The organism is Grimontia sp. AD028 (assembly GCF_000973155.1).
Lineage (GTDB): Bacteria > Pseudomonadota > Gammaproteobacteria > Enterobacterales > Vibrionaceae > Enterovibrio > Enterovibrio indicus.
Map to the genome: position 1 here is coordinate 77,126 of NZ_LASY01000070.1, position 25,287 is coordinate 102,412.

Genomic DNA, 25,287 nt, shown 5'->3' on the forward strand with positions numbered 1-25,287 from the left:
GAATAGAAAAAACCGCTCCTTGGAGCGGTTTTTTTATGCCTTTAAATACTATTCGGCTTGTCGGTAGAATTGACTTAGAAAGAACAGGCTGGCAGCTGCGACTACTACAGAAGGGCCTGCCGGGGTGTCTTTAAACCATGACAAAGCAATTCCACCAAACACAGCAATGACGCCAATGACACTGGCAAGCATAGCCATTTGTTCTGGACTCCTTGAGAAACGTCGAGCTGTCGCCGCAGGGATGATCATCAAGGAGGTGATGATCAGAGCACCGACAAACTTCATCGCAACAGCAATGACCAGCCCAACCAATAACATCAGGATCAGTTTGAGTCGATCGACGTTGTAACCATCGACCCTTGCCATCTCTTCGTTAACCGTAATTGCGAGAAACGGCGTCCAGAGTTTATAGAGAAATGCCAATACCAGTGCGCAGCCTGCTGCAATCCAACTAATGTCTGCCGTTGTCACAGACAGAAGGTCACCAAACAAATACGCCATTAGGTCTACGCGTAAGTCGTCAACAAAACTGATTGTCACAAGGCCGAGCGACAAAGACGTATGTGCGATGATGCCAAGCAGAGTGTCCGTTGAGACACTGCTTTTACGTTGGAGCCCCACCAGTAAAATACCAATCACTATACAGCTGAAAACGAGCGCGATGTTCAGATTGATCTGAAGCATGAAGCCAAGAGCTAATCCCAGCAGTGAACCGTGAGCAAGCGTGTCGCCGAAGTAAGCCATCTTACGCCATACAACAAATGAGCCGAGAGGGCCTACAGTGGCAGCAATGAGGACACCTGCAAAAAGCGGGATCGCAAGAAACTCAAGCATTGTGATGGTCTCCATGTTGGCAGGGACCAATAGGGCTTCCTGACAGATCGTGTTCGTGGTTATGGTGATGCTGGTAAAGCGCTAGCTGTTCGCATTCTCGACGACCGAACAACGCAATATATTCAGGGTGAGATGAAATCGCTTCAGGTTCTCCAGAACAACATACATGGTGTTGAAGACAGATAACCTCATCAGTTTTTGCCATGACGATATGGAGATCGTGGGAAACCATGAGTACAGCACACTGCAACTTATCCTTTAGTTGGCCTATCAGGCTATAAAGCTCCAGCTGGCCTGACACATCCACGCCTTGAACCGGCTCATCCAAAACCAGCAAATCAGGCTTTTTCAAAACCGCACTGGCCAGCAATACTCGCTGGCATTCACCGCCGGATAAAGTGTGCATATTGGAATGAAGCAACTTAGTTGCTCCGACAAGTGCTAACGCTTCGTTAATGTTTTTGCGGTTAGCTCCCGGAGAAAGCTTCAGAAAACGCTCTACGTTAAGAGGCAGGCTTTCATTGAGCTTCAGCTTCTGCGGTACATAACCAACTTTTAATCCCTTGCTCTTTTCTACTTTGCCTTCTGTCGGGGCGTTCAAGCCAATAACTGTTTTCACCAGTGTGGATTTGCCTGCACCATTCGGGCCGATAAGGGTCGTGATTCTATTGCGGTACAGAGACAGTGACACACGGTCCAGTACACTTTTTCCATCAAAGTTGACGGAGACGTTGTCGAGTTTAACGAGAGCTGCGGACATATCTTGAACAAGTGGTTTAAAAATGAAATGTTATAATATAACATTTCTCGCTGTTTTTAAATTCGCATGATGGATGACACGATGATCAGTAGTACAAAGAAGTTTTTCATAGCCTTAATGTTATTCCTTCCAGCAGTTGCGAGCGCCCAGCCGAACTTGGTTACGACTATCAAACCGCTCGGTTTGATAGCCAATGACATCGCGGGTAATCATGCCAACGTGGAAGTGTTACTGCCGGATAGTGCATCTCCACATGATTATGCGCTGAAACCGTCAGACCTCAAAAAAATCTCCTCGGCTGATGCGGTATTCTGGGTAGGGCCAGAACTAGAGTTGTTTTTGGAGAAGCTACTGAGCGATGCGGACAATGCCGTTCGTTTAACAAGCTACCCAGGCATGCCAGTTCGCTACTTCGAAGAAGGCTCGCATGGTCACGATGACCACGACCACCACGATCACTCTCATGATGGTATTGATGGACACATCTGGTTAGGCCCAGATCAAAGCATCGTTATTGCACAGGCGGTAAAAGACAAGTTATCAAAAATAGACCCAGAGAATGCGAAGGCTTATGAGGATAACTACACAGCGTTTAAAGCTGAGTTGGAGCAGACAAAGCTTGCACTTCAAACTCGTCTCGCTGCTTTCAACAACAAAGGCTACTTCCTGTTTCATGATGCATACGGCTATTTTGAAGATGCATTTAAACTCAGTCCACTTGGTCATTTGACCATCAACCCAGATCGTAAGCCAGGTGCTAAAACGCTGGTTGCTATCCGTGGTGCCATCAAAGAGGGTAAAGCGCAGTGTGTATTCAGTGAGCCGCAGTTTAACCCAGCCATGGTATCAACCTTAGTGAAGGGAACTGACACGAAAGTGTTGGTGCTTGATCCAATGGCAACGGACTTAAAAGTAGGAAGCAATCAATATGTTGATTTCTTGAATCAACTAGGAAGCCAGTATCTATCTTGCTTTGGAGAGATTTGAGTCGGTGTAGTGTGAACTTGTTCGCATAATTCCTAACTTCGAAGAAGACCAAATCCGAAAAGCTGCGAAACTGCAGTGACAGTAAAAAATCATATAAAACAATGTTGTCACTGTTTCGCATTTTGCTTGCTCTGCACAAACCATTTCTCATGGCGATGTTGATCTTTACCGGACTGACGATAACGGTACAGGCATCGCCTATTTTCTATTCCTTCCCATTTGCCTCCGCGAGTGATACCACCAAAATCAAAGAGATAGAGCATGCCGAAGGAAAAGGTGTCTGGCTGCTCGATACCGGCGGTCGTGTCAGTTTCTATGACGGGTCGCACTACCACAAATTGGATGCCTTTACGCCCATCGGTAAGGGCGTTTCTAAAATTGAACTGTTCAGCGGAGATTTATGGCTGGTATTAAAAGGCCAGCTAATACAATACGATATCGACGAAAACCAGTTAACCCCTATTGATTTAGAAGGAGAGGTTACTGCGTTGGTTGGAACGAAAAAACAGCTCTGGGTCACCACGTCGCGCAAGACATTCACAATAGACACTGATAGCCATCAACCAGCCACCGTATCTGATAGGCCATATGACGCCTTGATAGCAATGGACGACAAGGCTGTAGCTCTGCACGAAAGCAAAGCTTACGCATTACCTTCGAAGCAACTCCTTTTTGAATTTGATGAGAAGATTAATAGCGTCTCGAAGCGTGGCGACCAATATTGGATGGGTACTGACAGGGGCGTGTTAGTCATTAAGTCTGGTACGGTGCTGAATCGTTACCTACCTGAGCTGCGCATTGATCACGTAGCAGTGACCCATGAAGGGGTTTGGGCGGGGTCACCAGCAGGGCTGTTTTTCAAGCAAGAGAATGAACGCGACTTTGATGCGCTCTCTGGACAGAGTGATGACACCTTCAGTTTTTCCGGACACGCCATTATGGATATTGAAGTGGGTGAAGCGGAAGATTTATGGGTCGCGAGCGATGTCGGGCTCAATTATCGCAGCAAAATTATCAGCCACATCAACCGATTCCCCATGTATGTTCTGTCCCCTGAACCTGGGGAGGAACAATTATCCTCACTGGTAGAGCACGATGACGGTTACCTTTTGAGTACCAGATATAAACTCGTCATGCTTAATGCCGAAATGATGCCGGTAAAATCCACTAAGCTGGACACCGCAATCGACAGCATGGTCAAGTTTGACGGTACCTTGTGGGTGGCGACTGCGTTAGGCCTTAAGGCCTATAACCCGGACACTTTTTCAAGGTTGGAGGGGCAGATCCCACCAGTGCTCGAGGGCGTACCCGTTGATCGCATTATTAGCGACAGCCACTCACTTTGGCTGGCAACTGGCTCCAAGATCATGCGTTTTTGGCCTCAAAGTCAGACAGTGGTGGACTTTGGCAGCGATTGGTCAGGTGCATTCAATAATCGACTTACCTCAGTGATCGATCTTGAAGAAAGTGGCACCTGGCTTGGAACAGCGAATGGTCTCTATTTCTATTTTGATGGCAGGTTTATTCCGAAACTCAGCCGGGAACAAGTGGGAGCGATAAAGTCCCTGAAAGTCGGGCCGAATGGCGAGGTATGGATGCTGACACAGCGTGGGATTTATACCTATGACGCTATCCAGCAATCTCTGCCCAAAGAGCAGTTTATTCATGCCAGCGACGATGTGGCCAAGTGTTTGGTTGTGAATGGCGCCTCAGCGCTTTATGTGACTAAAAAAGGGGTGTACCGACATCAATTCTCCCCTAATGCTCTGCAATTTGTGCAAGGCTCCCCAAATCCAGTCGCCTCTTTGCGTCATTTCTGTCAAAAGAACGCAGAGAGGATGTTGATTGCAGGGGACTTTGGTGTGTTCTCGATTCCTGAGGCGACTCTCACATCCCTTTTCAATACCCCATCTACTCCGGTATCGCCAAGCGCTGTTTATATCAACGGGATTCCCTGGCGGTTGGGACTTTCATCGGACAAACCACTTGGTATAAACCCCAATGGTACTGTTGCCGTTGAAGTGGGGCGGATACCGTTTGGAACCAGTGAAACACTCAAGTATCGCCTTGAAGGCCATGGTGATGGGAACTGGTATTCAACAAGTGATCAAAAACTCGTTTTCAGTGCGTTAAAACCCGGTGATTACACCTTGATGATCAAGATGGAAAAAGGTGACGGCACCAGTCAGCAGATACGGTTGATTAGGTTTGTGGTTGCGTCACCCTGGTACCAGCGATTGGGTTATTTCCTGCTGGTCTTGATCATCGGCATCATCTTTGTGGCCGTCTATTATCGAAGAAAGCACGATGCTGTAAGGGTTCAGAACAAGCAGCTTAGGGAAACCGTTCACCGCAAAGTTATTGAAATTGATAAGCGCGAAGTTTCCGTCAAACGCTTTTGCGGTGCTTTGCCGCCTGAAGATGATGACTCACCAGAAGCGCTCACAACGGTGCGAAGTGAAGACTTATCTTCTGAGTCTAAAGAGTCCGAAGCGTGGCGTGAGCGGGTGATTGCCGAAATTAACAGCCATTTCCATGACCCTGAATACTCTACTGCGCTGTTAGCAAGGGCGTTGTTTATCTCGGAGCGAAGCTTGCAACGCCGCTTTAAGCAAGAACTGGGCAATACATTCAAAGAGATGCTGATTACCACGCGACTGGAGAATGCGAAACGTATGCTTTGTCAGGGTGACAAGATCACTGACGTCGCCGTTGCCTGCGGATTCAACGAACCTTCCTACTTCGCCAAGTCGTTTAAGCAAAAATATGGTGTTACTCCCTCACAATTCCGTGAAACCTGCGGTAGTGAACAGCATCCATAAACGCTCTCTTCAATGCTAAATACCTGCTGGTGTAAGTCTATGGCTCGGGGTGGGGGCTACTACAAATAAAGGGAGGGCGAGAAAAAAAGAGCGTGGTATAGCCTGCTGACCATACCACGGGCGTCAAAGACACCTTCGCTTGCTGCCGGAGGTGTGTGGGAGACCGCACACCATCTGGAATTAGGTTTTAAATAACTTGGGTTCATTAAAACGATTTAACCGCGATCGCTGATAGTAATTTCCCGCCATTATTTCATTTCCATTAAAAAGCCCTGATTTCTTTGCACCGCCTCTAAAATTTCTAGGGGTCGAAGGGTTTGAAATTTTTTCTTTTGACGTTTTTAACGAAGAGTACAAGGTTTGATTTTTCTATTGAAGCTCAACCAAGGTGTGCGTCAACTGGCTGTTTTTATGATGAAACTGACGAAGTTAACGAGAATATTGACGAAATTGACGAACGGATCGACGTGCTGAACGAGTGAGGTATCGAACTTTCCTAGGGTCTGTTGATCAAAAACAACTTTCCTACGGAAACAATTTGCAATACTTTTGACTGCAAATGTATATGATTCTCATTGTGGTTGTATTTATGAAGCTTACGGAACTTAAACCCGGTAAGGCTGGGCGGGTGCTATCTCTCTCGTCTGTGCCTACTATCCCTCGAAAAAAACTGATGGCAATGGGTTTACTGCCCGAGACTGAGTTCAGTGTTATCCGTTATGCACCAATGGGCGATCCGGTCCAAATCCGAGTGAGAGGATGCGACATTGCACTTCGCCTATCTTTAGCGCAAAACATCGAGGTAGCCTCTCATGATGGGTAAGCAATTACTGACGGTGGGAAACCCCAATTCTGGTAAAACGACCTTGTTTAATCGCCTGACAGGCTCTCGTCAGGAAATCGGTAACTGGGCGGGTGTTACTGTCGACAAGAAAATGGGGCGGCTGTCACTGCAAGGTGAAGAGGCCTCACTCACTGATTTGCCGGGCATCTATACGCTCGACAATGCAGATGGTGAGAATAGTCTTGATGAATCAATCGCGATTTCCGCTTTGTTCAATCTCCCTTGCGATTTGATTGTTAACGTTCTAGATGCGAGCAGTCTTGAGCGCAGTTTGTATCTTACGCTGCAACTGCGTGAGCTTGGTCGTCCCATGGTTGTGATACTGAACAAAATGGATGTGGTTAAGGCTCAAGGTTTTGAAATCGATGAAAACGTTTTGTCGAATTGGCTCCAGTGTCCTGTCTATTCCGTGACAGCAACCGACATGAAGTCAGTTGAGGCGCTAAATGTTTCACTCTCTGAGGCGTTATCAGTTGCACCGTCTTCAAACAGTGGTTTTGAACTTCACTACGGTGAAAACCTTGAGCAAGGCATCTCGACGCTGTCGCAAGAACTTGTAAAAGAAGGCCATGTGTATAGTCGGGCAGCGGCTATCCGTCTTCTTTGCGGAGATAGCGCTCTTAAGCGTCAGATGTCTGATGGCATTGAGTATACCCTCCATACGGTCACAAACTCTCTGGAAGCAACAGATATCGACCTTATGGTTGCAGATGTCCGTTATTCACGGGTTGCGAAAATCTGTCATGCAGCCAAAACACAAGTCGTTCCTCTCAAAGCGAGAGTCACAGATGCCATCGATAATCTGGTATTGAGCCGCTACTTTGCGATGCCAATCTTCTTTGCCGTGATGTACATGATGTTTATGTTCTCCATCAATATTGGAGGCGCATTCATCGACTTTTTCGATATCGGTACTGGGGCATTGTTGGTCGATGGTGGTCATTATCTGCTGGATGACCACCTTCCGGTTTGGCTGGTCACTATTATTGCTGATGGTGTCGGTGGTGGTATCCAGACTGTCGCGACATTTATTCCTGTGATTGCCTGTCTGTATCTGTTCATGTCCCTCCTTGAAACGTCTGGCTATATGGCACGTGCTGCTTTTGTGCTGGATAAGGCAATGCAGAAGATAGGGCTGCCGGGTAAGGCTTTCGTTCCATTAGTTTTGGGCTTTGGCTGCAATGTCCCTGCGATTATGGCAACCCGAACACTGGATCAGGAACGTGAACGCCGGTTGGCGGCAGCGATGGCACCGTTTATGTCTTGTGGTGCAAGGCTACCGGTTTATGCACTGTTTGCAGCGGCATTTTTCCCGGAAAACGGTCAAAATGTTGTTTTTCTCCTTTACCTTTTGGGCATCGCTGTCGCCATTTTTACGGGTATTGTTTTGCGTCGGACTTTGTACCCCGGTGATAGCGAAGCCTTGTTAATGGAAATGCCGCGCTATGAATGGCCGCGGGTGAAAGACATCTACGTGAAAACCTGGCAGAAACTCAAGCGTTTTGTGCTTGGTGCCGGTAAGACCATTGTGGTGGTGGTGACTATCCTGAGCTTTGTGAATTCAATTGGTACGGATGGTTCGTTTGGTAACGAAGATTCAGATAACTCCGTGTTGGCAAAGGCGGCCCAATTTGTCACGCCAGTGTTTTCACCAATCGGTATTCAGGAGGATAACTGGCAGGCGACGGTTGGCATCATTACCGGCATTTTTGCTAAAGAAGCAGTTGTGGGCACGTTGAACAACCTTTATGCCTCTCCAAGTGATGAAGATGTATCAGAGTACGACTTGCTAAGTAGCCTGACCGAAGCGGTACAGACTATTCCTGAAAACCTGATGGGACTGAACTATGCAGACCCTCTGGGTATCCAAGTAGGTGATTTAGCAGACAATGAAGCAGTGGCTGAAGAGCAAGAAGTTGATCTGAGCATTTTTGCTAATCTGAGTGCTAATTTTACCGTGGCGAGCGCCTTTGCTTATCTGGTTTTCATCTTGCTATACACACCTTGTGTCGCGGCGATGGGGGCGTATGTCCGTGAATTTGGCCGACCATTTGCTGTCTTCATTGCTGGATGGACCATGCTGCTAGGTGTGGTGGTTGCAACCATTACCTATCAGTCGATGATGCTAATGGTGACACCTTTGGCGAGTGGTCTATGGATTGCCGGTAGCATTGCGTTGATGGTGGCGACGATAGCGTTACTCAAACGCCAAGGTTCATTCGCAAACACACTCAGAGTCGTTACAGTATGATTTTGTTTGCCTTGCGGGATTATATCCAATCTCACCCAAAGTGCTCTTTAAGGGAGTTGGCAAAAGCGTTCGCGCTGTCTGAAGATGGTGTTGAAGCCATGCTGAAAGAGTGGGTGAAACGGGGAAAACTCAAGGTGACAGTATCTAAGCGATCATCTTTCGAAGTCCGGCAATATACCTGGTTGGAAGACTCTGAGCTGGGGCTGACTGTCTACCAGTAAATACAAAAAGCGCGGATATAATCCGCGCTTTTCTTTTATCCCGCCGGCGTGAAGTCGGCGATCTCGCCGAGGAGGGCGCGCCATTTTTCCGTAATTTCGACTTGGGCTAAGTCATGGCGCAGCACCCCGTTGGTGTTGCCCCATACAGGACCAGGCCACGCAGTATCGGTTTGGAAGCGGGCAATATGATGAACGTGAAGCTGAGGCACCATGTTACCCAGAGCAGCGATGTTGAGCTTGTCTGCATTCGTGTGTGCTTCCAGTTTTGTCGCGACCCAAGAAGATTCACGAATAAACTGGAGTTGATCAGTTTCGGACAGATGGTGAATTTCGCGAATTCCTTCGACTCTGGGAACCAAAATCAACCAAGGACCAAAGTCTTCTTTACTTAAAAGAACACGGCAAAGTGGCAAGTCGCCGAGCCATGTGGTGTCTGCGTCCAAACGTGGGTGGAGTTCGAATGGCATTTCATCTTCTCTTGATGTCAGGAAATCAGGTCAAAACTACTGGGATTCCGCGCCAATGTAAATGATTGTTGGAGTGCGCATTCTCATGATTGAAACGATAGCTCAACCCTTTGAGCGGCTTGACCAAGATTAAACTCTTACTTGTCCTGTCGTGCAGGTCTTGCGTAAATGTCATAGTAAAATCACAAAACCAACGCCAATAGTGTCATTGAACCGCGTTAAATCAAATATGCAGTTAGGCTTTAAAGGTACTTATATTGCGTCAGAGGGAGGCGCGAATGGACTACATAGAAGTACTAGAGTTTTGGTTTGGCGATCCTGATGCTCCCAAAACAGACGATATGCTTAACGCCATGTGGTTTGAAAGCGATGAGGCGTTGGACAAGCAAATCCGAGAGCAGTTTCTTCCCTATGTCAGCATGGCGGGCGAGGGGAAATTGAATCAGTGGCTTTCTTCACCACAAGGAACATTAGCGACTATCGTTCTTCTTGATCAGTTTAGCCGCAGGGTTTATCGCGGATTGAGCGCGGCATTCCGGTATGACGAGTTTGCTTTGGCGGTCTGCAAGCGTGGCCTAGCAGAAGCACAGGATTTAACCTTACCGACCATTCAGCGAGCGTTTTTCTATATGCCTTTGCAACACTCGGAACACATGGAAGACCAAGAAGAAGCCCTTTTTCGTTTCAGTCAGCTGTGTAGTTCTGCTGGACTGGATGAGGCAGGGTTGTTTGAAAATATTTTTCGCCACGCGAGAAACAACTTTGACGTTATTAAGCGATTTGGACGCTTTCCGAGCCGAAATGCTTCGCTGGGCCGACTTTCTACAGAAGCTGAGTTGCAATGGCTCGCTGGTGGCGGAGCGAAGCTTACTCAATAGCAGGTTCGCTTAGCTAACCTGCGGCATGACGCAGTTGCGGCCTTTGTGTTTTGCGTTGTACAAGGCTTCGTCTGCTCTGGCTACTAATGCCAATCCACACTCATCACCTTCTCTCTCCGCGATACCAAATGATGCCGTAATCGAGTTGATTTTCTGTCCAGAACGCTTGTCTGTGACCGACAACCTTTCGAGTGTCGAACGCATTTTCTCGGCGAGCATAAACGTCGACTTTAGAGGCAGACTTGGCAAAATAGTCACGAACTCTTCTCCGCCGTATCTAAATACTGCCCCTGATTCATCAACCACCTGCTGCAGTTTGGCTGCAACAATCTGAAGTACCTTGTCGCCCATTTGATGACCAAACTCATCGTTGAAAGATTTGAAGTGATCGATATCTACCATCATGACACTGAATACGTTGTTTTGGCTAACGTTTTCATCGAGCTGCTTTTCAAATTCACGACGGTTTAAGCAGCCTGTCAAAGCATCATGTGAGGCTTGTTTCTGATATTCCTGAAGTTGTTTTTTTAGTGCGTCAATTTCAGTTTTTTGTGAGGTAACTTGTAACTGGTATTGGGACGTAGCACTCAGCAGATGCTGTGAACCTTTGAGAAGTTCATGCAGCACTTGCTTGCTTTCTCCGTTTTTGGCGATATCACCTTTTACGTTTTTCAGTTTATCTACAGAACTGCTTAGGATGTCTCGAAACTCTTCGGTATCCGATACCGTGTGTTCCATGGATTCGCCAAGATCAGCAGTCAGGTTCTGAAGCTTTTGACGGAAATTGTTCACTTCCCGCCTGGCATCATCAATCAGATACGTATCGATAATTTCGTCGCAGTGTTTAATCGAGCAGGCTCCAAAACGGCTGACTTTGTTATCAACAGCTTGATTTAACTGGGGGTTTGTACCTGCACAATAGGTATACCAAAGCGAGAAATAGTGAGGCGTTGTCGGTACCTTGTATTTTACCATTAAAGGTACGGCACGCTTGAAAATACTGGTGGCTTCAAAAAAGGCGTAATCACTCATTAGTGTCTCCTTAACGAACACTTTCTCCGTTATTGATACAGGATTATGTGCGATAAATTAACACTAGGTGTAAAAAACCCCGTACATTGGTACAGGGTTTTTGAGAATTGTGATCTAAATCTGATTTTAATTGGTTACATACGTTCTAGCGTATTAATTCCAAGCAGATCAAGGCCTTGTTTTATAGTGCGTGATGTCAGTGCAGCTAGTTTCATTCTGCTTTGCTTAGTTTCACCTTCAGCATTCAGGATCGGGCACGCTTCGTAGAAACTTGAGAAGGTACCAGCCAGATCAAACAGGTAGCTACACATGATGTGTGGCTGACCTTCGCGGGCGACACCATCAACGGCTTCTTCAAATTGCAGAAGTTTGGAAACCAGTGCTTTCTCTTTCTCTTCAGATACAATGATTTGGCCTTCGATGCTGTTCGCATCAATGCCGGCTTTGTTGAAGATAGAGGCCACACGGGTGTAAGCGTATTGCATGTAAGGCGCAGTATTGCCTTCAAACGCCAGCATGTTGTCCCAGTCAAACACGTAGTCAGTGGTGCGGTGCTTAGACAAGTCAGCGTATTTTACGGCTGCCATTGCTACTGTGTTCGCAATGTTGTCTTTTTCTTCCACTGACAATTCAGGATTTTTCTCTTCAATCAGCTTCTTCGCGCGAACTTCTGCTTCGTCCAGCAGGTCAGCCAGGCGAACGGTACCGCCTGCACGGGTCTTGAACGGCTTACCATCTTTACCCAGCATCATGCCGAACGCATGGTGCTCAAGGCTCATGCTTTCAGGTACATAACCCGCTTTACGAACGATAGTCCACGCCTGCATCAGGTGCTGGTGTTGACGTGAGTCGATGAAGTACAGCACGCGATCTGCGTTGAAGGTTTCGTAGCGGTATTTCGCACACGCGATATCCGTGGTGGTGTACAGGAAGCCGCCGTCACGCTTCTGGATGATCACACCCATAGGCTCGCCATCTTTGTTCTTGTATTCGTCCAGAAACACAACCATGGCGCCGTCATCTTCGACTGCCAGGCCTTGTGCTTTCAGGTCTTCAACAATGCCAGCAAGCATGCTGTTGTACATGCTTTCGCCCATTACGTCTTTGTCTGTTAGGGATACGTTCAAACGGTCGTAGTTACGCTGGTTTTGTTCCAGAGTGATTTTTACCAGTTGCTGCCATTTTGCTTTGCAGTACTCGTCACCGCTTTGCAGGCGAACAACATAGTTACGTGCAGTTTTCGCGAACTCTTCGTCTTCGTCGTAAAGCTTCTTCGATTCACGGTAGAAGCCTTCGATGTCGCTAAGATCCATTGAAATGTCGCCGCCTTGCGCTTCATGACGCTCAAGGTTTGCGATCAGCATGCCGAACTGGGTACCCCAGTCGCCAAGGTGGTTAGCGCGGATAACGTTGTGACCCATGAACTCCAGAGTGCGTACAACCGCATCACCAATGATGGTTGAACGCAAGTGACCAACGTGCATTTCTTTCGCTACGTTTGGTGCAGAGTAGTCAACCACAATGTTTTGTTTTTCAGCTTCTGCCACACCCAGACGGTCACTCGCCAGCGCTTCGTCTGCTTTGGCTGCGAGCCATTCAGTGCTCAAGAAAATATTGATAAATCCTGGGCCAGCGATTTCGGTTTTTTCCGCCATGCCATCCAGATCCAGAACATCCAGCACTTTCTGCGCGAATTCGCGTGGGTTACAACCCAGCTTTTTGGCAACACCCATGATGCCGTTTGCCTGGTAGTCACCAAACTGTGGTTTCGCTGATTGACGGACAGCCGCTGGGCTGCCTTCAGGTGCACCTGCAGCAACCATGGCTGCAGCGACTTTGTCGTTAAGAAGGGCTTGAATATTCACTTGCTTACCTTAATTCTGACACCCGGCAAAATGCAGCCGGGTTAAAGCAAAAAATCCGTCAACAATACCCACTGCAATTTGAGGCAAACAGGGCATGGTTGACGGCTTTAGCACTGAAACTTGGGCATCAAAGTGTGATGCGCGTATGTAGGCGTAATAATACCCACAAACAGGCGCAGTTTAAAAGCTGAATCCTGCGAAATGGGTGGATTTCATAACAAGTAAAAGTGTGTGCGTTCCAGTGATATCAACGCTGTGGTAAATTCCTGTCATCTTTGAAGGTAACGAGATGACCATGTCAGCATTAACCGTCGAATCCCTCTTCGCTACGCTCCCTGAATTTTCTGCTCGCTTGGATACGCTGTTAGAAGTGTTGGAGTTGGATCTTAGCGCCTATCAGGCCGACCACATCGCTTTGCGCATTAACGACAGAAAAGCGGCTGAGGAACTTCACCAATCCTGGCTTTCTTCGGGTGAAGAACTTTCTGTGAATAACATCAATGGCCGTCCGATTGTGGTGATCAAAGCCAACGAATTGCTGTCTTTTGGTCAATGGCAAACGCAATGTGTCGAGTTGCCTTATCCGGGTGACAAGCTCTATCCAGAAGAAGGGTGGGAACACGCCGAATGGGTGGTACCGTCTAAGGCGACAACACCAGAATTGTTGCTTGAGGATGTGTTTAGCTTGTTCCCAGCGCTTGCAGCAAAGTGGGATCAACTGGCATCACTGGGTGTGAAGGTGAAGCTGAGTTCTCCCGCAGGCGAGGGCGAGCGTATTGCCAACCCGACCGTGGCATTCAAGTTCAAGGGCGTCTGCGTCAAGCTCCACCCGGTTCCTCTGGAGCAAGTGATAGAAAGTGAAAAAGGAGCCTGAGGCTCCTTTTTCTTTGGTCGACTTCCGGCTTACAGAATGACGGTCTTGTTGCCATAAACGAAGACTTTGTCTTCGAGCACTTGGCTCAGAGCATTACTCAGGACGGTTTTTTCTACGTCACGACCCGCTTTCACCATGTCTTCTGCACTGAAGGTGTGGTCAACATGTTTCACGTTCTGGTCGATGATTGGACCTTCATCTAAATCGTTGGTCACGAAATGTGCCGTTGCACCAATGATTTTTACGCCACGTTCCCACGCCTGATGATAAGGGCGTGCGCCGATGAATGCTGGCAGGAAGCTGTGGTGAATGTTGATGATTTTGCGAGGGAAACGTGCAACGAAGTTTGGTGTCAGCACACGCATAAATTTCGCCAGAACAATATGGTCTGGTTCATACCCTTCGATGATGTCGATGATTTGGTTTTCATGCGCTTCACGTTCCAAGCCTTCATGGCTCACAAAGTGGAACGGAATATCGAATTTTTCCGTTAATGCTGCCAGCTTATCGTGGTTACCAATTACGGCGGCAATATCCACATCCAAAGAACCGTCATAGGCTTTCATCAGGATGTCACCCAGACAGTGTGACTCTTTGGTCACCATGATCACCACACGTTTACGGCGACTGGTGTCAACGAGATTACGGTGACTGCCTGCGGGAAGTGCCTGATCGATATCCATCAGGAAGGTTTCATCATTGAAAATCCCTTCCAGCTCAGTACGCATGAAGAACTGACCGGTACTGTGGTCAACGTACTCATTGTTGTGGATGATGTTGAGTTGGTGTTTGTAACAGATGTTGGTGATCTTGGCGATAAGACCTTGAGCGTCAGGGCAGTCCGTCAGCAGGATTTTTCTTTCCATAGAAACGTATTACTCGTGATGAATTTTAATTTGCTGTTCATCACGTTTTACTCTGAATTGGCCTCAAGGTCAAAGACTTGACAGTGGCGCTCTCCATGTCTGGCGATAAGGGGGGATTGTTGGCATAATGCAATCCTTTCAAATACTGTATAAATGACCAATGATTTCGAAGGTTTTCTCCACCACAGGTGCGTTGGCTAGAGCGATAAAAGGCTTCCAGCCACGCCAGCCGCAGACCGACATGGCGTTGTCAGTTGAGCGTTCAATCAAAAACCAAACTCAACTCGTGGTCGAGGCAGGGACGGGTACCGGTAAAACTTATGCTTATCTGGTACCTGCGCTGCTTAGCGGAAAGAAAACCATTGTCAGTACAGGTTCGAAAAACCTTCAGGAACAGCTGTTTCACCGCGACCTACCATTGATGGTCGACACCCTCGGCTTCTCAGGTCGTGTTGCCTTGCTGAAAGGGCGCGCAAACTACCTTTGCCCAGAACGCTTAAGCCGCCAGATGATTGAGAGTCACGACGGTCACGCCGACCCGACGCTGCTCAGCCAGTTAGTGAAAGTACGCAGCTGGTCTTCAGAAACCAAAACCGGCGATCTGGGCGAGTGCGATGATTTGGCGGAAGACAGCCCAATCATCCCCACAATTACTTCGACCAACGACAACTGTCTGGGTAAAGAATGCCCAAGCTATGAAGACTGTTTTGTGGTGAAGGCCCGCAAGCGCGCCATGGATGCAGACTTGGTGGTCGTGAATCACCATCTTTTCCTTGCCGATCTGGCGATCAAAGAGACAGGGTTTGGTGAGCTGATCCCGGAAGCGGAAGTGTTTATCTTCGATGAAGCGCATCAGATCCCCGATATCGCCAGCCAGTATTTCGGCCAGAGTCTTTCCAGTCGTCAGCTTCAGGAACTCGCCAAAGACATCAACATTGCGTATCGCACTGAACTTCGCGATACCAAACAGCTTGAGAAAGTGGCTGATCGCCTCTCTCAATCGGCATCTGATTTACGCATTGTACTGGGCGAGCCGGGCTTTCGCGGTAACTGGCGTGAAATAAGCACTTCGCCAGCCGTGGCAAGGGAGCTGGTGCGTTTGACTGACGCACTAGAGCTTGCCCACGACGTGATGAAACTGTCGTTGGGTCGAAGCCAGCTTTTAGATGCAGCTTTCGATCGTGCTACTTTATTTAAAGCCAGACTTGAGCGGGTAAAAGATACCTCCATCCCTGGGTATTCCTACTGGTACGAATGCAGCCGTCATCATTTCAGCCTGAACATCACACCTTTGTCCGTGGCTGAAAAATTCCGCGAGCAAATTCAGCAGCAGGAAGGGGCGTGGATATTTACCTCCGCAACGCTCGCGGTGAATGATGATTTCAGTCACTTCAGCAACCGCTTGGGTTTAGAGCCCACAGAGCAGTTTACGTTGCCCAGTCCATTCGATTACGAATCTCAGGCTATTCTCTGTGTGCCGCGCTTTTTGCCTGAGCCAAACAGCTATGGCCTTGCAGATAAGCTGGTGGACATGCTCAAGCCAGTGATTGAGCAAAACAACGGACGTTGTTTCTTCCTTTGTACGTCACATCAAATGGTGCGTGATTTGTCGGAGCGTTTCCGCGAATTGTCAGACTTGCCCGTATTGGTGCAAGGGGAAATGTCGAAACAGAAACTGCTCGCTGAATTTTTAGAGCTGGGTAATGCGCTTTTGGTTGCCACAGGTGCCTTCTGGGAAGGGATAGACGTTAGAGGGCAGGCGCTGAGCTGTGTTATTATCGACAAATTGCCTTTTACTGCGCCGGATGATCCGCTGCTAAAAGCACGGATTGAAGACTGTCGCCTTCAGGGCGGCGACCCGTTTTCCCAAGTTCAAATCCCCGATGCGGTGATTACCCTCAAGCAGGGAGTTGGTCGACTTATCCGTGACAGAAACGATCATGGTGCGCTTATTATCTGTGATAACCGCTTGGTGAGCAGAAATTATGGTGAAACCTTCCTGCGCAGCTTACCGCCAATTCCGCGAACGCGTGATCTGGCAAAAGTCAGTGAATTTCTCGCTGAAATAGATACGAACAACCAGTCTGCAGAATCGTCTGCAGCGTCAGAGGTATAAATGGCTTCTAAGATCCTTGCCGTCGATACGGCCACTGAAAACTGCTCCGTCGCCCTTAAGGTGGGGAATGACATTATCGCGCGTTGTGAAATGGCACCGCGTGAACACACCACGAAAATCCTGCCTATGGTCGATAGTGTACTGGCTGAAGCGGGCTTAAAGCTGAACCAGCTGGATGCGCTGGCGTTTGGTCGTGGTCCTGGCAGTTTTACTGGTGTGCGTATTGGCATTGGTATCGCTCAGGGTTTGGCATTTGGAGCCGACCTGCCAATGGTCGGTGTATCGACACTGGCTGCAATGGCGGAGCAAGCTCATCGTAAACAGCAGGCCACACACGTGCTGTCTACCATCGATGCGCGCATGAACGAAATCTATTCAGGTGGCTATGTGCGCCTTGAAAGCGGCGATTGGGAAACGGTCGTCGAAGAAGCAGTACTGCCTCCTGAAATGTTCAAGCCTGAATTGGCAGAAGGTGAGTGGTTTGTAGCAGGAACGGGCTGGCATGCTTACCCTGATCTGCAAGGCCAGCTACACTTGTCAGTAAGCGACAGCGGTGTGTTGTATCCTGAATCGCAGGATATGTTAATCCTTGCTCATCATGCGTTTGCGCGTGGAGAGGCAGTGGATGCAGAACATGCTAGCCCGGTATACCTTCGTGATACTGTGGCATGGAAGAAATTACCAGGTCGCGAATAGTTTTATCTAAAGCTAACCGATAAGGTCTTTCATGGTTTCAATTCAGGGATTACCACAGCAGATACAGCGTCCAGGAAAAGCTGGACGCAAACCCGCGCAGAAGAAGGAGGAGGCTCGTGATGTCTCCGAGCCTTCCGTGGTGGCAAAAGCGGTATCCCGTGGTATTCGAAACCCTGAAATGGCGGAAGATGCCTTTCAAAACATTCATTACGATTTACCCGATGGGCGAAGCCGCCATGCGCTGGCGTCCTACATGGATGTGAAAAACCAGGCCCGTCGTGAAGAACTTATCGCCATGTTCGGCGTAGATGTCTTCGTTTAAGTAACTCCTCGTACCACTTGGCCTGCACTCTCTGTGGTAGGCTTCGCGCGCTCTCAAACGGTCCAATATGACATTACAAGAAAAAAAATATGCAGTGAGATTTGGCGATCTCGCCGCGCAGGTTTATCTGACCGAGCGAAACACGCCGACTCTTCTGATGTTGCATGGGTGGCAAGATAATAGCGGAAGCTTTGCGCCACTCGCCCCGCAGCTCAGCGAGCACTTTGATTTGGTCATGCCAGATTGGCCCGGGCACGGTTATTCCGACCATAAAGGTGCCGACAGCTTCTATCCCTTCTTTGATTATGTGGACGACCTCCACCAACTGATCCTTCAGTTGGGCGACAGGCCGATCTATCTGGTCGGGCATTCGTTGGGCGCATTGGTAGCGTCTTGCTGGAGTGCTGCTTTCGCTGAAAGGGCGAAAGGGTTGGTGATGATAGAAGCGCTTGGCCCAATGTCTGAGCGCGAAGATAAAGTCGTCGAAAGGCTGAAACACGGCGTTGAAAGCCGCGAGAATATGAAGTTGCCTCGTGACTTACCCTCGCTGGATGCGGCGCTGAAACTTCGCCGGGGTATCAACAAAGTCAGCATTGAAGATCTGACACCGTTGGTTACGCGCGGCATTGAGCAAGTAGGCGATATCTGGCGCTGGCGTCATGATGCCAAGTTGAAGACGGAATCGATTTACCGGATGTCGACACATCATGCTGAACATTTGGTCCGTGGTATTGAATGTCCGGTGATGGCGATTATTGGCGAAGACGGTTATCCGGAACTTCGTAGCCCCATGGCTGAAAAACGTAAGGCGTGGTTCAAGAACCTGACCGTAGAAATGGTGGAAGGCACACATCACTGCCACCTTCAGAGTCAGGCGAAAACGGCGTCTCTGATCATTGATTTTGTGACCAAGCTACATCTCACAGCGCTTAGCGATGTTAATTGAATGTTACTTCTGGTCTAATTGCGAGTTAAAACACTCGTTTGAATTTATTGCGTCTGTCGCGGGCCTTTTCTGCCTGCGGTAAAAAATAGGAGAGATCAAGTGGATAAGGTTTGGCTTAACCGCTACCCATCAGATGTACCAGCGGAAATCTCACCGAACATGTACCCATCACTGGTAGAGATGTTCGAAAAGTCTGTGCAGAAATATGCTGATCAGACTGCCTTCATCAATATGGGGCAGGTGATGACCTTCCGTAAGCTGGAAGAACGCAGCCGTGCTTTTGCAGCTTACCTGCAAAACGATCTTGGCCTTAAAAAAGGCGATCGCGTGGCTGTCATGATGCCAAACCTGCTGCAATATCCGATTGCGCTGTTCGGTATTCTGCGTGCTGGCTGCGTAGTGGTAAACGTTAACCCGCTGTACACCCCTCGTGAACTCGAGCATCAGCTGAATGACTCAGGTGCGACCGCGATTGTTATCGTGTCGAACTTTGCGCATACGCTGGAAAAAATCGTCGATAACACCAGTGTGCGTCACGTTATTCTGACCAGCCTTGGCGACCAACTGCCACGCGCCAAAGGAACTATCGTTAACTTCGTGGTTAAGTACATCAAGAAGATGGTGCCGAAATACAACCTGCCACATGCGACTTCTATGCGCCTTGCATTGAAGCGCGGCCGTCGTATGCAGTATGTGAAGCCGTTTATGACGGGCGATGATATTGCCTTCCTGCAGTACACCGGCGGCACCACAGGCGTTGCGAAAGGGGCGGTTTTGACCCACAACAACATGCTGGCGAACCTGAACCAGGCGAAAGCTATGTATGCGCCTGTGTTGAAAGAAGGCCGTGAGTTAGTGGTCACTGCGTTGCCGCTTTACCACGTGTTTGCTTTGACGGTGAATGGTTTGCTGTTTATCGAAATGGGCGGACAAAACCTGCTGATCACCAACCCGCGCGATATTCCTGCGTTTGTGAAAGAGCTTAAACAGCATCCGTTTACGGCAATCACTGGCGTAAACACCCTGTTCAATGCCCTGCTGAACAATGAAGACTTCCATGAGTTGGATTTCAGTAATCTTAGCCTGACGGTTGGGGGTGGCATGGCGGTACAACGCGCCGTGGCTGAAAGCTGGATGAAGCTGACGGGTAAACACCTGCTGGAAGGTTACGGCCTGACTGAGTGTTCTCCGCTGGTGGCGGCGTACCCGTATGATTTGAAAGAGTACAACGGTTCTATCGGCCTGCCAGTGCCATCAACTGATGTCCGCATCGTTGATGAGGAAGGTAACGTACTGCCAAACGATCAGATTGGTGAGCTGCAGGTGAAAGGCCCTCAGGTTATGCAGGGTTACTGGCAGCGTCCTGAAGCGACAAAAGAAGTGATCACCGAAGATGGTTGGCTTTCAACGGGCGACATCGTCAAATTCGACGACGACGGTTTCCTGCACATTGTTGACCGTAAGAAGGACATGATTCTGGTGTCTGGCTTTAACGTTTATCCAAACGAAATCGAAGATGTTGTCGCGCTGCACGGTAAAGTGTTGGAAGTTGCGGCAATCGGCCAGCCACACGAAACCTCTGGTGAGATCGTGAAGATCTGTGTGGTGAAACGCGATCCAAGCCTGACGAAAGATGAGCTTCTTGCGCATTGTCGTGAACACCTGACCGGTTACAAAGTGCCTAAGGTGATCGAGTTCCGCGAAGATCTGCCGAAAACCAACGTGGGTAAGATCTTGCGTCGCGCTCTTCGTGAAGAGCAGGACGCCAAAAACGCAGAAGCATAATCGGACATGCGTCGACTCGCTTAAGCGCGTACAATAGGTAGTAACTAAACTACCTATGCCTTTGAAAACATGCTGGCTCAGGCCGGCATGTTTGTTTTCTGGGCTCAAAGATTGAACCCGGAACCTAAATGTGGATGACAGCGTGAATTTTGACATTGTAACTGAGCTATCCCAACTCGAACGTGTGTGTGAGAGAGCACGCCAAGTACCAGCAGTGATGCTGGATACCGAATTCGTTCGTACCCGCACACTCTATCCGCGCCTAGGTCTTATTCAGCTTTATGATGGCGACACGCTGTCCCTGATTGACCCGATTGAACTGGAAGACATGTCGCCGCTTTGGGCGCTGCTAACCGATGAATCTGTGGTGAAAGTACTGCATGCGTGCAGTGAAGATCTTGAAGTGTTTCATCATTATGCGGGCGTGATGCCAACGCCAATGGTCGATACCCAAATCATGGCAGCATTCTTGGGTCATGGTTTGTCGACGGGCTTTGCAACACTGGTTGAAGAGTATCTCGAGGTGACATTGGACAAAGGTGAAGCCAGAACTGACTGGTGTGCTCGCCCGCTAAGTGAAAAGCAACTCGAGTACGCTGCTGCCGATGTTTACTACCTGTTACCACTCTATAGTCTGCTTGCGAAACGCATCACCGAAGAAGGCTGGGAAGATGCGGTGAAGCAAGAATGTGCGCTGATGGTAAGCAAACGCGGCAAAACCCCGGAGCCAGAAAAAGCCTACCTTGATATTAAAAATGCGTGGCAACTGCGCCCGAAACAACTGGCTGTGCTGCAAAAGCTCGCGAGCTGGCGATTAAGAGAGGCGCAGCGTCGGGACTTGGCGTTGAACTTTGTGGTGAAAGAGCTGCACATTTGGAAAATGGCGCGTTTTAACATCCGTTCATTAGACAAAATGGCGGATGAAGGCTTCGATCGATTTGAGATTGAACGCCACGGCAGCCGCCTGATTCGCATGGCGCAGGAGGCAGACAAGACGCCTGTCGTTCATTACCCTGAAGAGATTCAGCGTCTTGTCGACATGCCTGGCTACAAACAGGCAGTGAAAAACATCAAAGAGCAAACTAACGCAGTCGCCGAGCAGCTGGGTATGGTGCCGGAATTCATCGGGTCGAAGAAGCAAATTCACCAGGTGCTTAAATGGGCATGGATAAATGACCGGAATCCAGAAAAAGCACCGGATATTCTCTCGGGTTGGCGTAAGCCATATCTGGAAGAAAAAGTGTTGGCAGTTCTGGATAAATAATCCGAACTCTGAAATAAGAAAAACCGGCGATTTCGCCGGTTTTTTCATTTATTCATCCCAATAAGAGCAGTAACTATATGGGTTACTTGTCTTCTGGCAGGGTGACGTTGAGCTCTAGAACAGACAAATCGTCATCGCGTTGTTCAAGAGCTACAGATACCTGCTCAGGGGAGATATCCACGTACTTGCGGATAACCTCAAGGATGTCTTGCTTCAGCTGGGGTAAGTACGTTGGCTCAGCACTCCCTGCGCTGCGGCGTTCTGCAACGATGATCTGCAGGCGCTCTTTAGCAAGCGATGCGGACGTCTTCTTCTTTGGACGGAAAAACTCCAGCAGTGCCATGAATTACCCTCCGAACAGTCGCTTCAAAAAGCCTTTCTTCTCTTCCTCCAGGAAGCGGAAAGGACACTCGTTACCCAGCAGACGGGTGATGGCATCGCTGTATGCCAGACCTGCATCAGACTCCTGATCCAGAATCACTGGCTCACCTTTATTAGACGCGTGCAATACAGAAGGGCTCTCTGGGATAACACTCAGCAGCGGTATGCGCAGGATTTCTTCGACGTCTGCGACGCTCAGCATCTCACCACGTGCAACACGCGCTGGGTTGTAGCGGGTCAGCAGCAGGTGAGTTTTCACTGGCTCTTCGCCGTTCTCTGCGCGGCGAGATTTAGAATCCAGGATGCCCAGAATACGGTCTGAGTCACGAACAGACGACACTTCAGGGTTAGTCGTGACGATGGCTTCATCGGCAAAGTAAAGCGCCATCAGTGCGCCAGCTTCGATACCTGCTGGAGAGTCACAGATGATGAAGTCGAAGTCCATTGCCTTCATATCTTCCAATACTCGGGCCACGCCTTCTTTGGTCAGGGCGTCTTTGTCGCGGGTTTGGGAAGCAGGCAGGACAAAAAGGTTTTCAACGCGTTTGTCTTTGATCAGTGCCTGATGGAGGTTGGCCTCGCCGTTGATGACGTTAACAAAGTCATAAACCACGCGACGTTCACAGCCCATGATGAGATCAAGGTTACGCAGACCAATATCAAAGTCGATAACAGCGGTTTTCTTCCCCGACAGCGCAAGGCCGGTAGCAATGGCAGCGCTTGAGGTGGTTTTACCCACGCCGCCTTTGCCAGAAGTGATTACGATAATTCGAGTCATTCCTCAGTCCTTTGGAAAGTTAGAGTGTGAGGTGTTCAATGTTTAATGAGTCGTCTTTCAGTGAAACTTTCACCGGGCGGGCAGCGTACTGCTCTGGGATGGTTTCACTGAGCCAGTATGTGCCTGCAATGGAAAGCAACTCGGATTGCAGGTTCTGGCAAAAAATATGGGCTTCTTTTTGTCCGCTTGCGCCAGCAATGGCACGTCCGCGGAGCACGCCGTAAATATGAATGCTGCCATCAGCAATAATTTCCGCACCGGCGCTGACATGGTTCAGCACGACCAAATCAGCATTCTTGGCATAAACCTGCTGGCCGGAGCGAATCGGCGTTGTGATGACTTTTGTTGGGGTTTGAATAGGGTCGTTAACGCGTACGGCTTGTTTGGCGGGGTTCATGACCGCCAATCCAGCGAGCTTTGCGGCTTCACGTACCTGATTTTGCTTGCAACCTGTGACTCCAACAACCAGCATGCCAGTCTTTTCGATGGTGGCTTTTAGCTGGAAGAAGTCAGGCTGGGAGTGAAGTCGGGAGATGTCGACAACAACAGGAGCACCGTCGAAAAAAGCGGGTGCCTGGCTTACTTTGTCAGACAGCACTTGCATTGCGCCATCCAAATCATCGTCCATTAAATGGAGCACAGAAAGAGTAAACGAACTGCCTTTGAGTTCAGCATTTTTTGTCATTCGGGTAGTTATCCAGCTGGCACGGTATTGTTGGATTTGACAACACTAACGTGGATTTTCGTCACCCAATTTTTCCGGTGGCGGACAAATTTAATTTGTGTGCCAATTTCAGGAGGAAGAAAGCGGGTTTCGTGCATTATCAGACAGTGTTCTGCATGGTATATTCATGACATCTTTGCGGCAAGCGCCAACGCTGACTGTGCTGCTTTAATCGCCGATTTCATTGCGATTTTCTAAGCCATTTCTCTAAATTGGGAACAGCGCAAAAAACGTTTGCTGCAAACTGACATGAATAGTGAGAGGTACAAGGTGTATTGCGCAATTTATAAGAGCACGAAAAAGGAATCGACCTATCTTTACGTAAGCCGTAAGGATGATTTTTCAGACGTGCCTGAACAATTGTTACAAACTTTCGGGAACCCGCAGTTCGTTATGATGGTCAACTTAGACAAGCGCGAAAAGCTGGCAATTGCCGATATCAATAAAGTACGTGAAAACCTTAAAAACGATGGATTCTATCTGCAGCTTCCACCTGCACCAGATGCGGCGCTGCAGCACATTCGACAAAAAAACACCAAATTATAAAGGAGCGCTATGCGTAAGGGATTAATCTCGATCCTCATTGGGGCTGCGTTATCTTTGTCTGCACCAGCGATGGCTGAGAAGCAGAGTTTTGACAGCTACGTTGAGGGTTTGAAGAAAGAAAGTGTGGAAAGAGGTTATGACGCCACACTGATTGAACAGGCATTCAGTAATCTGAATTACCGTGAGCGAGCGGTAAAAGCTGATCGTAATCAGCCAGAAAAACGTTTAACACTGGACGAGTATATTCCGCGCGCAGTGCCAGATTGGAAAGTAGCGCAAGCGCGTGATCTATATAACAAGCACTACGATGATTTAAAGCGTATCGGTGAAATATACGGTGTTCAACCGAGGTTTCTTGTCGCCTTGTGGGGTGTAGAAAGTAACTTCGGTAAGTTCACTGGTAACTTCAACGTGATTGAAGCGCTATCAACCATGGCCTATGACGGTCGCCGTGAAGCCTTTTTCCGCAATGAGGTTTTTGAAGCCCTCTCTATTTTACAGCAAGGTCATATAGGCATCGATGAATTTAAAGGCTCTTGGGCTGGCGCTATGGGACAGTGCCAGTTTATGCCAAGCTCTTTTAATGCCTTTGCAGCTGATGGCAATAATGACGGCAAAAAAGATATCTGGAATTCTAAGCCTGACGTGTTCGCTTCTTCCGCTAACTATTTAAAGAATGCGGGATGGAATGATGAATATACCTGGGGACGCCAAGTTATCATTCCAAAAAACCTCGACAACGATTTGTCAGGTTTGAGTCAGGATAAAGCAAAAACTTTGGCTGAATGGCAAGCACTTGGCGTACGACGTATGAATAATGCTTCGCTGCCTAATGTCGACATTAAAGCGTGGCTAATTCAACCTGATGATGAATATGGCCGAAGCTATTTGGTTTATGGCAATTATCAAAGCTTGATGAAGTGGAACCGTTCTCACTACTTTGCGTTAGCGGTGAGCCACTTAGCTGATCGTATTAAATTTGGCTGAGATAAGTAGTAAATAGGAAAGCGCGCGCTATGCGCGCTTTT

Annotated in this window: 24 protein-coding genes; 15 read left to right on the forward strand and 9 right to left on the reverse strand. The window is 48.6% G+C overall.

What is annotated here, in order from left to right; genetic code table 11:
• Positions 1-48 precede the first annotated feature (48 nt).
• Together znuB and znuC are read right to left on the reverse strand one after the other, a co-directional pair.
• Positions 49-834: a zinc ABC transporter permease subunit ZnuB gene (znuB, locus tag RN22_RS16045; RefSeq protein WP_046305726.1), complete on the reverse strand. Its 786-nt coding sequence runs from the start codon at positions 832-834 to the stop codon at positions 49-51.
• On the reverse strand, positions 827-1,594 hold the full coding sequence (gene znuC / locus RN22_RS16050; protein ID WP_046305728.1) for a zinc ABC transporter ATP-binding protein ZnuC: 768 nt from the start codon (positions 1,592-1,594) through the stop codon (positions 827-829). Before znuC ends, znuB begins: the two co-directional genes overlap by 8 nt.
• A gap of 81 nt (positions 1,595-1,675) precedes the next feature.
• Here znuC and znuA point away from each other — a divergent pair, with 81 nt between their 5' ends.
• From znuA to RN22_RS16075, 5 genes are all read left to right on the forward strand, one after another.
• The gene (znuA, locus tag RN22_RS16055) at positions 1,676-2,581 is read left to right on the forward strand and encodes a zinc ABC transporter substrate-binding protein ZnuA (protein WP_046305730.1); all 906 of its coding nucleotides are present in this window, start codon (positions 1,676-1,678) and stop codon (positions 2,579-2,581) included.
• 149 nt (positions 2,582-2,730) lie between these two features.
• Positions 2,731-5,403 (forward strand): helix-turn-helix domain-containing protein, encoded by a 2,673-nt coding sequence (locus RN22_RS16060; RefSeq protein WP_231590914.1) that lies wholly within the window; start codon positions 2,731-2,733, stop codon positions 5,401-5,403.
• A 589-nt stretch (positions 5,404-5,992) separates the two neighbouring features.
• A complete protein-coding gene (locus tag RN22_RS16065) occupies positions 5,993-6,226 on the forward strand; it encodes a FeoA family protein (protein WP_039850147.1) in 234 nt (77 codons plus the stop codon).
• Positions 6,219-8,498 carry a Fe(2+) transporter permease subunit FeoB gene (gene feoB, locus RN22_RS16070; RefSeq protein WP_231590917.1) on the forward strand — a complete coding sequence of 760 codons (2,280 nt, stop codon included), beginning with the start codon at positions 6,219-6,221 and terminating at the stop codon, positions 8,496-8,498. The genes RN22_RS16065 and feoB overlap by 8 nt, the downstream gene beginning before the upstream one ends.
• A complete protein-coding gene (locus RN22_RS16075) occupies positions 8,495-8,719 on the forward strand; it encodes a FeoC-like transcriptional regulator (RefSeq protein ID WP_046305736.1) in 225 nt (74 codons plus the stop codon). The genes feoB and RN22_RS16075 overlap by 4 nt, the downstream gene beginning before the upstream one ends.
• 35 nt (positions 8,720-8,754) lie before the next feature.
• Here the strand turns inward: RN22_RS16075 and RN22_RS16080 are convergent, their stop codons facing one another.
• On the reverse strand, positions 8,755-9,186 hold the full coding sequence (locus tag RN22_RS16080; RefSeq protein WP_046305738.1) for an HIT domain-containing protein: 432 nt from the start codon (positions 9,184-9,186) through the stop codon (positions 8,755-8,757).
• Positions 9,187-9,464: 278 nt separating this feature from the next.
• On the opposite strand from RN22_RS16080, the gene RN22_RS16085 reads away from it, so the two are divergent.
• Entirely contained in the window at positions 9,465-10,064 is a 600-nt protein-coding gene (locus RN22_RS16085; protein ID WP_002539552.1) for a DUF924 family protein, read from the forward strand.
• A gap of 9 nt (positions 10,065-10,073) precedes the next feature.
• On the opposite strand, the gene RN22_RS16090 is transcribed toward RN22_RS16085, so the two are convergent.
• Both RN22_RS16090 and argS read right to left on the reverse strand, forming a co-directional pair.
• Positions 10,074-11,096 carry a GGDEF domain-containing protein gene (locus tag RN22_RS16090; RefSeq protein ID WP_002539551.1) on the reverse strand — a complete coding sequence of 341 codons (1,023 nt, stop codon included), beginning with the start codon at positions 11,094-11,096 and terminating at the stop codon, positions 10,074-10,076.
• A gap of 134 nt (positions 11,097-11,230) precedes the next feature.
• Positions 11,231-12,961 carry an arginine--tRNA ligase gene (argS, locus tag RN22_RS16095; protein WP_046305740.1) on the reverse strand — a complete coding sequence of 577 codons (1,731 nt, stop codon included), beginning with the start codon at positions 12,959-12,961 and terminating at the stop codon, positions 11,231-11,233.
• A 295-nt stretch (positions 12,962-13,256) separates the two neighbouring features.
• On the opposite strand from argS, the gene RN22_RS16100 reads away from it, so the two are divergent.
• Positions 13,257-13,835 (forward strand): VOC family protein, encoded by a 579-nt coding sequence (locus tag RN22_RS16100; protein WP_046305829.1) that lies wholly within the window; start codon positions 13,257-13,259, stop codon positions 13,833-13,835.
• Positions 13,836-13,864: 29 nt separating this feature from the next.
• Here RN22_RS16100 and purU read toward each other — a convergent pair whose 3' ends face one another.
• Complete coding sequence (purU, locus tag RN22_RS16105; RefSeq protein WP_046305742.1) at positions 13,865-14,701, reverse strand: formyltetrahydrofolate deformylase; 837 nt, start codon at positions 14,699-14,701, stop codon at positions 13,865-13,867.
• Between the two features lie 160 nt (positions 14,702-14,861).
• Here purU and RN22_RS16110 point away from each other — a divergent pair, with 160 nt between their 5' ends.
• The 6 genes from RN22_RS16110 (at position 14,862) to rnd (ending at position 21,830) form a co-directional block, all read left to right on the forward strand.
• Positions 14,862-16,817 (forward strand): ATP-dependent DNA helicase, encoded by a 1,956-nt coding sequence (locus tag RN22_RS16110; RefSeq protein ID WP_046305744.1) that lies wholly within the window; start codon positions 14,862-14,864, stop codon positions 16,815-16,817.
• On the forward strand, positions 16,818-17,513 hold the full coding sequence (gene tsaB / locus RN22_RS16115) for a tRNA (adenosine(37)-N6)-threonylcarbamoyltransferase complex dimerization subunit type 1 TsaB (protein WP_046305746.1): 696 nt from the start codon (positions 16,818-16,820) through the stop codon (positions 17,511-17,513).
• 31 nt (positions 17,514-17,544) lie between these two features.
• Entirely contained in the window at positions 17,545-17,835 is a 291-nt protein-coding gene (locus tag RN22_RS16120) for a hypothetical protein (RefSeq protein WP_002539544.1), read from the forward strand.
• A gap of 67 nt (positions 17,836-17,902) precedes the next feature.
• Positions 17,903-18,781, forward strand: coding sequence for an alpha/beta fold hydrolase (locus tag RN22_RS16125; protein WP_002539543.1), 879 nt, complete (start codon positions 17,903-17,905; stop codon positions 18,779-18,781).
• A 99-nt stretch (positions 18,782-18,880) separates the two neighbouring features.
• Complete coding sequence (fadD, locus tag RN22_RS16130) at positions 18,881-20,566, forward strand: long-chain-fatty-acid--CoA ligase FadD (RefSeq protein ID WP_046305748.1); 1,686 nt, start codon at positions 18,881-18,883, stop codon at positions 20,564-20,566.
• 142 nt (positions 20,567-20,708) lie between these two features.
• On the forward strand, positions 20,709-21,830 hold the full coding sequence (rnd, locus tag RN22_RS16135; protein WP_046305831.1) for a ribonuclease D: 1,122 nt from the start codon (positions 20,709-20,711) through the stop codon (positions 21,828-21,830).
• Positions 21,831-21,912: 82 nt separating this feature from the next.
• Here the strand turns inward: rnd and minE are convergent, their stop codons facing one another.
• From minE to minC, 3 genes are read right to left on the reverse strand one after another with little or no spacing between them, the layout of a single operon-like run.
• Positions 21,913-22,173: a cell division topological specificity factor MinE gene (gene minE, locus RN22_RS16140; protein WP_002539539.1), complete on the reverse strand. Its 261-nt coding sequence runs from the start codon at positions 22,171-22,173 to the stop codon at positions 21,913-21,915.
• 3 nt (positions 22,174-22,176) lie between these two features.
• Complete coding sequence (minD, locus tag RN22_RS16145; protein ID WP_002539537.1) at positions 22,177-22,989, reverse strand: septum site-determining protein MinD; 813 nt, start codon at positions 22,987-22,989, stop codon at positions 22,177-22,179.
• Positions 22,990-23,008: 19 nt separating this feature from the next.
• Positions 23,009-23,674 carry a septum site-determining protein MinC gene (minC, locus tag RN22_RS16150; RefSeq protein WP_046305750.1) on the reverse strand — a complete coding sequence of 222 codons (666 nt, stop codon included), beginning with the start codon at positions 23,672-23,674 and terminating at the stop codon, positions 23,009-23,011.
• A gap of 309 nt (positions 23,675-23,983) precedes the next feature.
• On the opposite strand from minC, the gene RN22_RS16155 reads away from it, so the two are divergent.
• Positions 23,984-24,259, forward strand: a complete 276-nt coding sequence (locus RN22_RS16155; RefSeq protein WP_039850128.1) for a YcgL domain-containing protein — start codon at positions 23,984-23,986, stop codon at positions 24,257-24,259.
• A gap of 9 nt (positions 24,260-24,268) precedes the next feature.
• Positions 24,269-25,246: a lytic transglycosylase domain-containing protein gene (locus RN22_RS16160; RefSeq protein WP_002539532.1), complete on the forward strand. Its 978-nt coding sequence runs from the start codon at positions 24,269-24,271 to the stop codon at positions 25,244-25,246.
• Positions 25,247-25,287: the final 41 nt, after the last annotated feature.

What these genes read in the sequence shown, in the direction of transcription:
- znuB (WP_046305726.1), bottom strand. Translation starts at nt 834, where the DNA reads ATGCTTGAGTTTCTTGCGATCCCGCTTTTTGCAGGTGTCCTCATTGCT.
- RN22_RS16110 (WP_046305744.1), top strand. Translation starts at nt 14,862, where the DNA reads ATGATTTCGAAGGTTTTCTCCACCACAGGTGCGTTGGCTAGAGCGATA.
- minC (WP_046305750.1), bottom strand. Translation starts at nt 23,674, where the DNA reads ATGACAAAAAATGCTGAACTCAAAGGCAGTTCGTTTACTCTTTCTGTG.
- RN22_RS16125 (WP_002539543.1), top strand. Translation starts at nt 17,903, where the DNA reads ATGACATTACAAGAAAAAAAATATGCAGTGAGATTTGGCGATCTCGCC.
- RN22_RS16160 (WP_002539532.1), top strand. Translation starts at nt 24,269, where the DNA reads ATGCGTAAGGGATTAATCTCGATCCTCATTGGGGCTGCGTTATCTTTG.
- RN22_RS16080 (WP_046305738.1), bottom strand. Translation starts at nt 9,186, where the DNA reads ATGCCATTCGAACTCCACCCACGTTTGGACGCAGACACCACATGGCTC.
- RN22_RS16065 (WP_039850147.1), top strand. Translation starts at nt 5,993, where the DNA reads ATGAAGCTTACGGAACTTAAACCCGGTAAGGCTGGGCGGGTGCTATCT.
- RN22_RS16085 (WP_002539552.1), top strand. Translation starts at nt 9,465, where the DNA reads ATGGACTACATAGAAGTACTAGAGTTTTGGTTTGGCGATCCTGATGCT.
- feoB (WP_231590917.1), top strand. Translation starts at nt 6,219, where the DNA reads ATGGGTAAGCAATTACTGACGGTGGGAAACCCCAATTCTGGTAAAACG.
- RN22_RS16060 (WP_231590914.1), top strand. Translation starts at nt 2,731, where the DNA reads ATGGCGATGTTGATCTTTACCGGACTGACGATAACGGTACAGGCATCG.
- RN22_RS16075 (WP_046305736.1), top strand. Translation starts at nt 8,495, where the DNA reads ATGATTTTGTTTGCCTTGCGGGATTATATCCAATCTCACCCAAAGTGC.
- znuA (WP_046305730.1), top strand. Translation starts at nt 1,676, where the DNA reads ATGATCAGTAGTACAAAGAAGTTTTTCATAGCCTTAATGTTATTCCTT.
- minE (WP_002539539.1), bottom strand. Translation starts at nt 22,173, where the DNA reads ATGGCACTGCTGGAGTTTTTCCGTCCAAAGAAGAAGACGTCCGCATCG.
- minD (WP_002539537.1), bottom strand. Translation starts at nt 22,989, where the DNA reads ATGACTCGAATTATCGTAATCACTTCTGGCAAAGGCGGCGTGGGTAAA.
- RN22_RS16090 (WP_002539551.1), bottom strand. Translation starts at nt 11,096, where the DNA reads ATGAGTGATTACGCCTTTTTTGAAGCCACCAGTATTTTCAAGCGTGCC.
- znuC (WP_046305728.1), bottom strand. Translation starts at nt 1,594, where the DNA reads ATGTCCGCAGCTCTCGTTAAACTCGACAACGTCTCCGTCAACTTTGAT.
- purU (WP_046305742.1), bottom strand. Translation starts at nt 14,701, where the DNA reads ATGGAAAGAAAAATCCTGCTGACGGACTGCCCTGACGCTCAAGGTCTT.
- RN22_RS16100 (WP_046305829.1), top strand. Translation starts at nt 13,257, where the DNA reads ATGTCAGCATTAACCGTCGAATCCCTCTTCGCTACGCTCCCTGAATTT.
- RN22_RS16120 (WP_002539544.1), top strand. Translation starts at nt 17,545, where the DNA reads ATGGTTTCAATTCAGGGATTACCACAGCAGATACAGCGTCCAGGAAAA.
- tsaB (WP_046305746.1), top strand. Translation starts at nt 16,818, where the DNA reads ATGGCTTCTAAGATCCTTGCCGTCGATACGGCCACTGAAAACTGCTCC.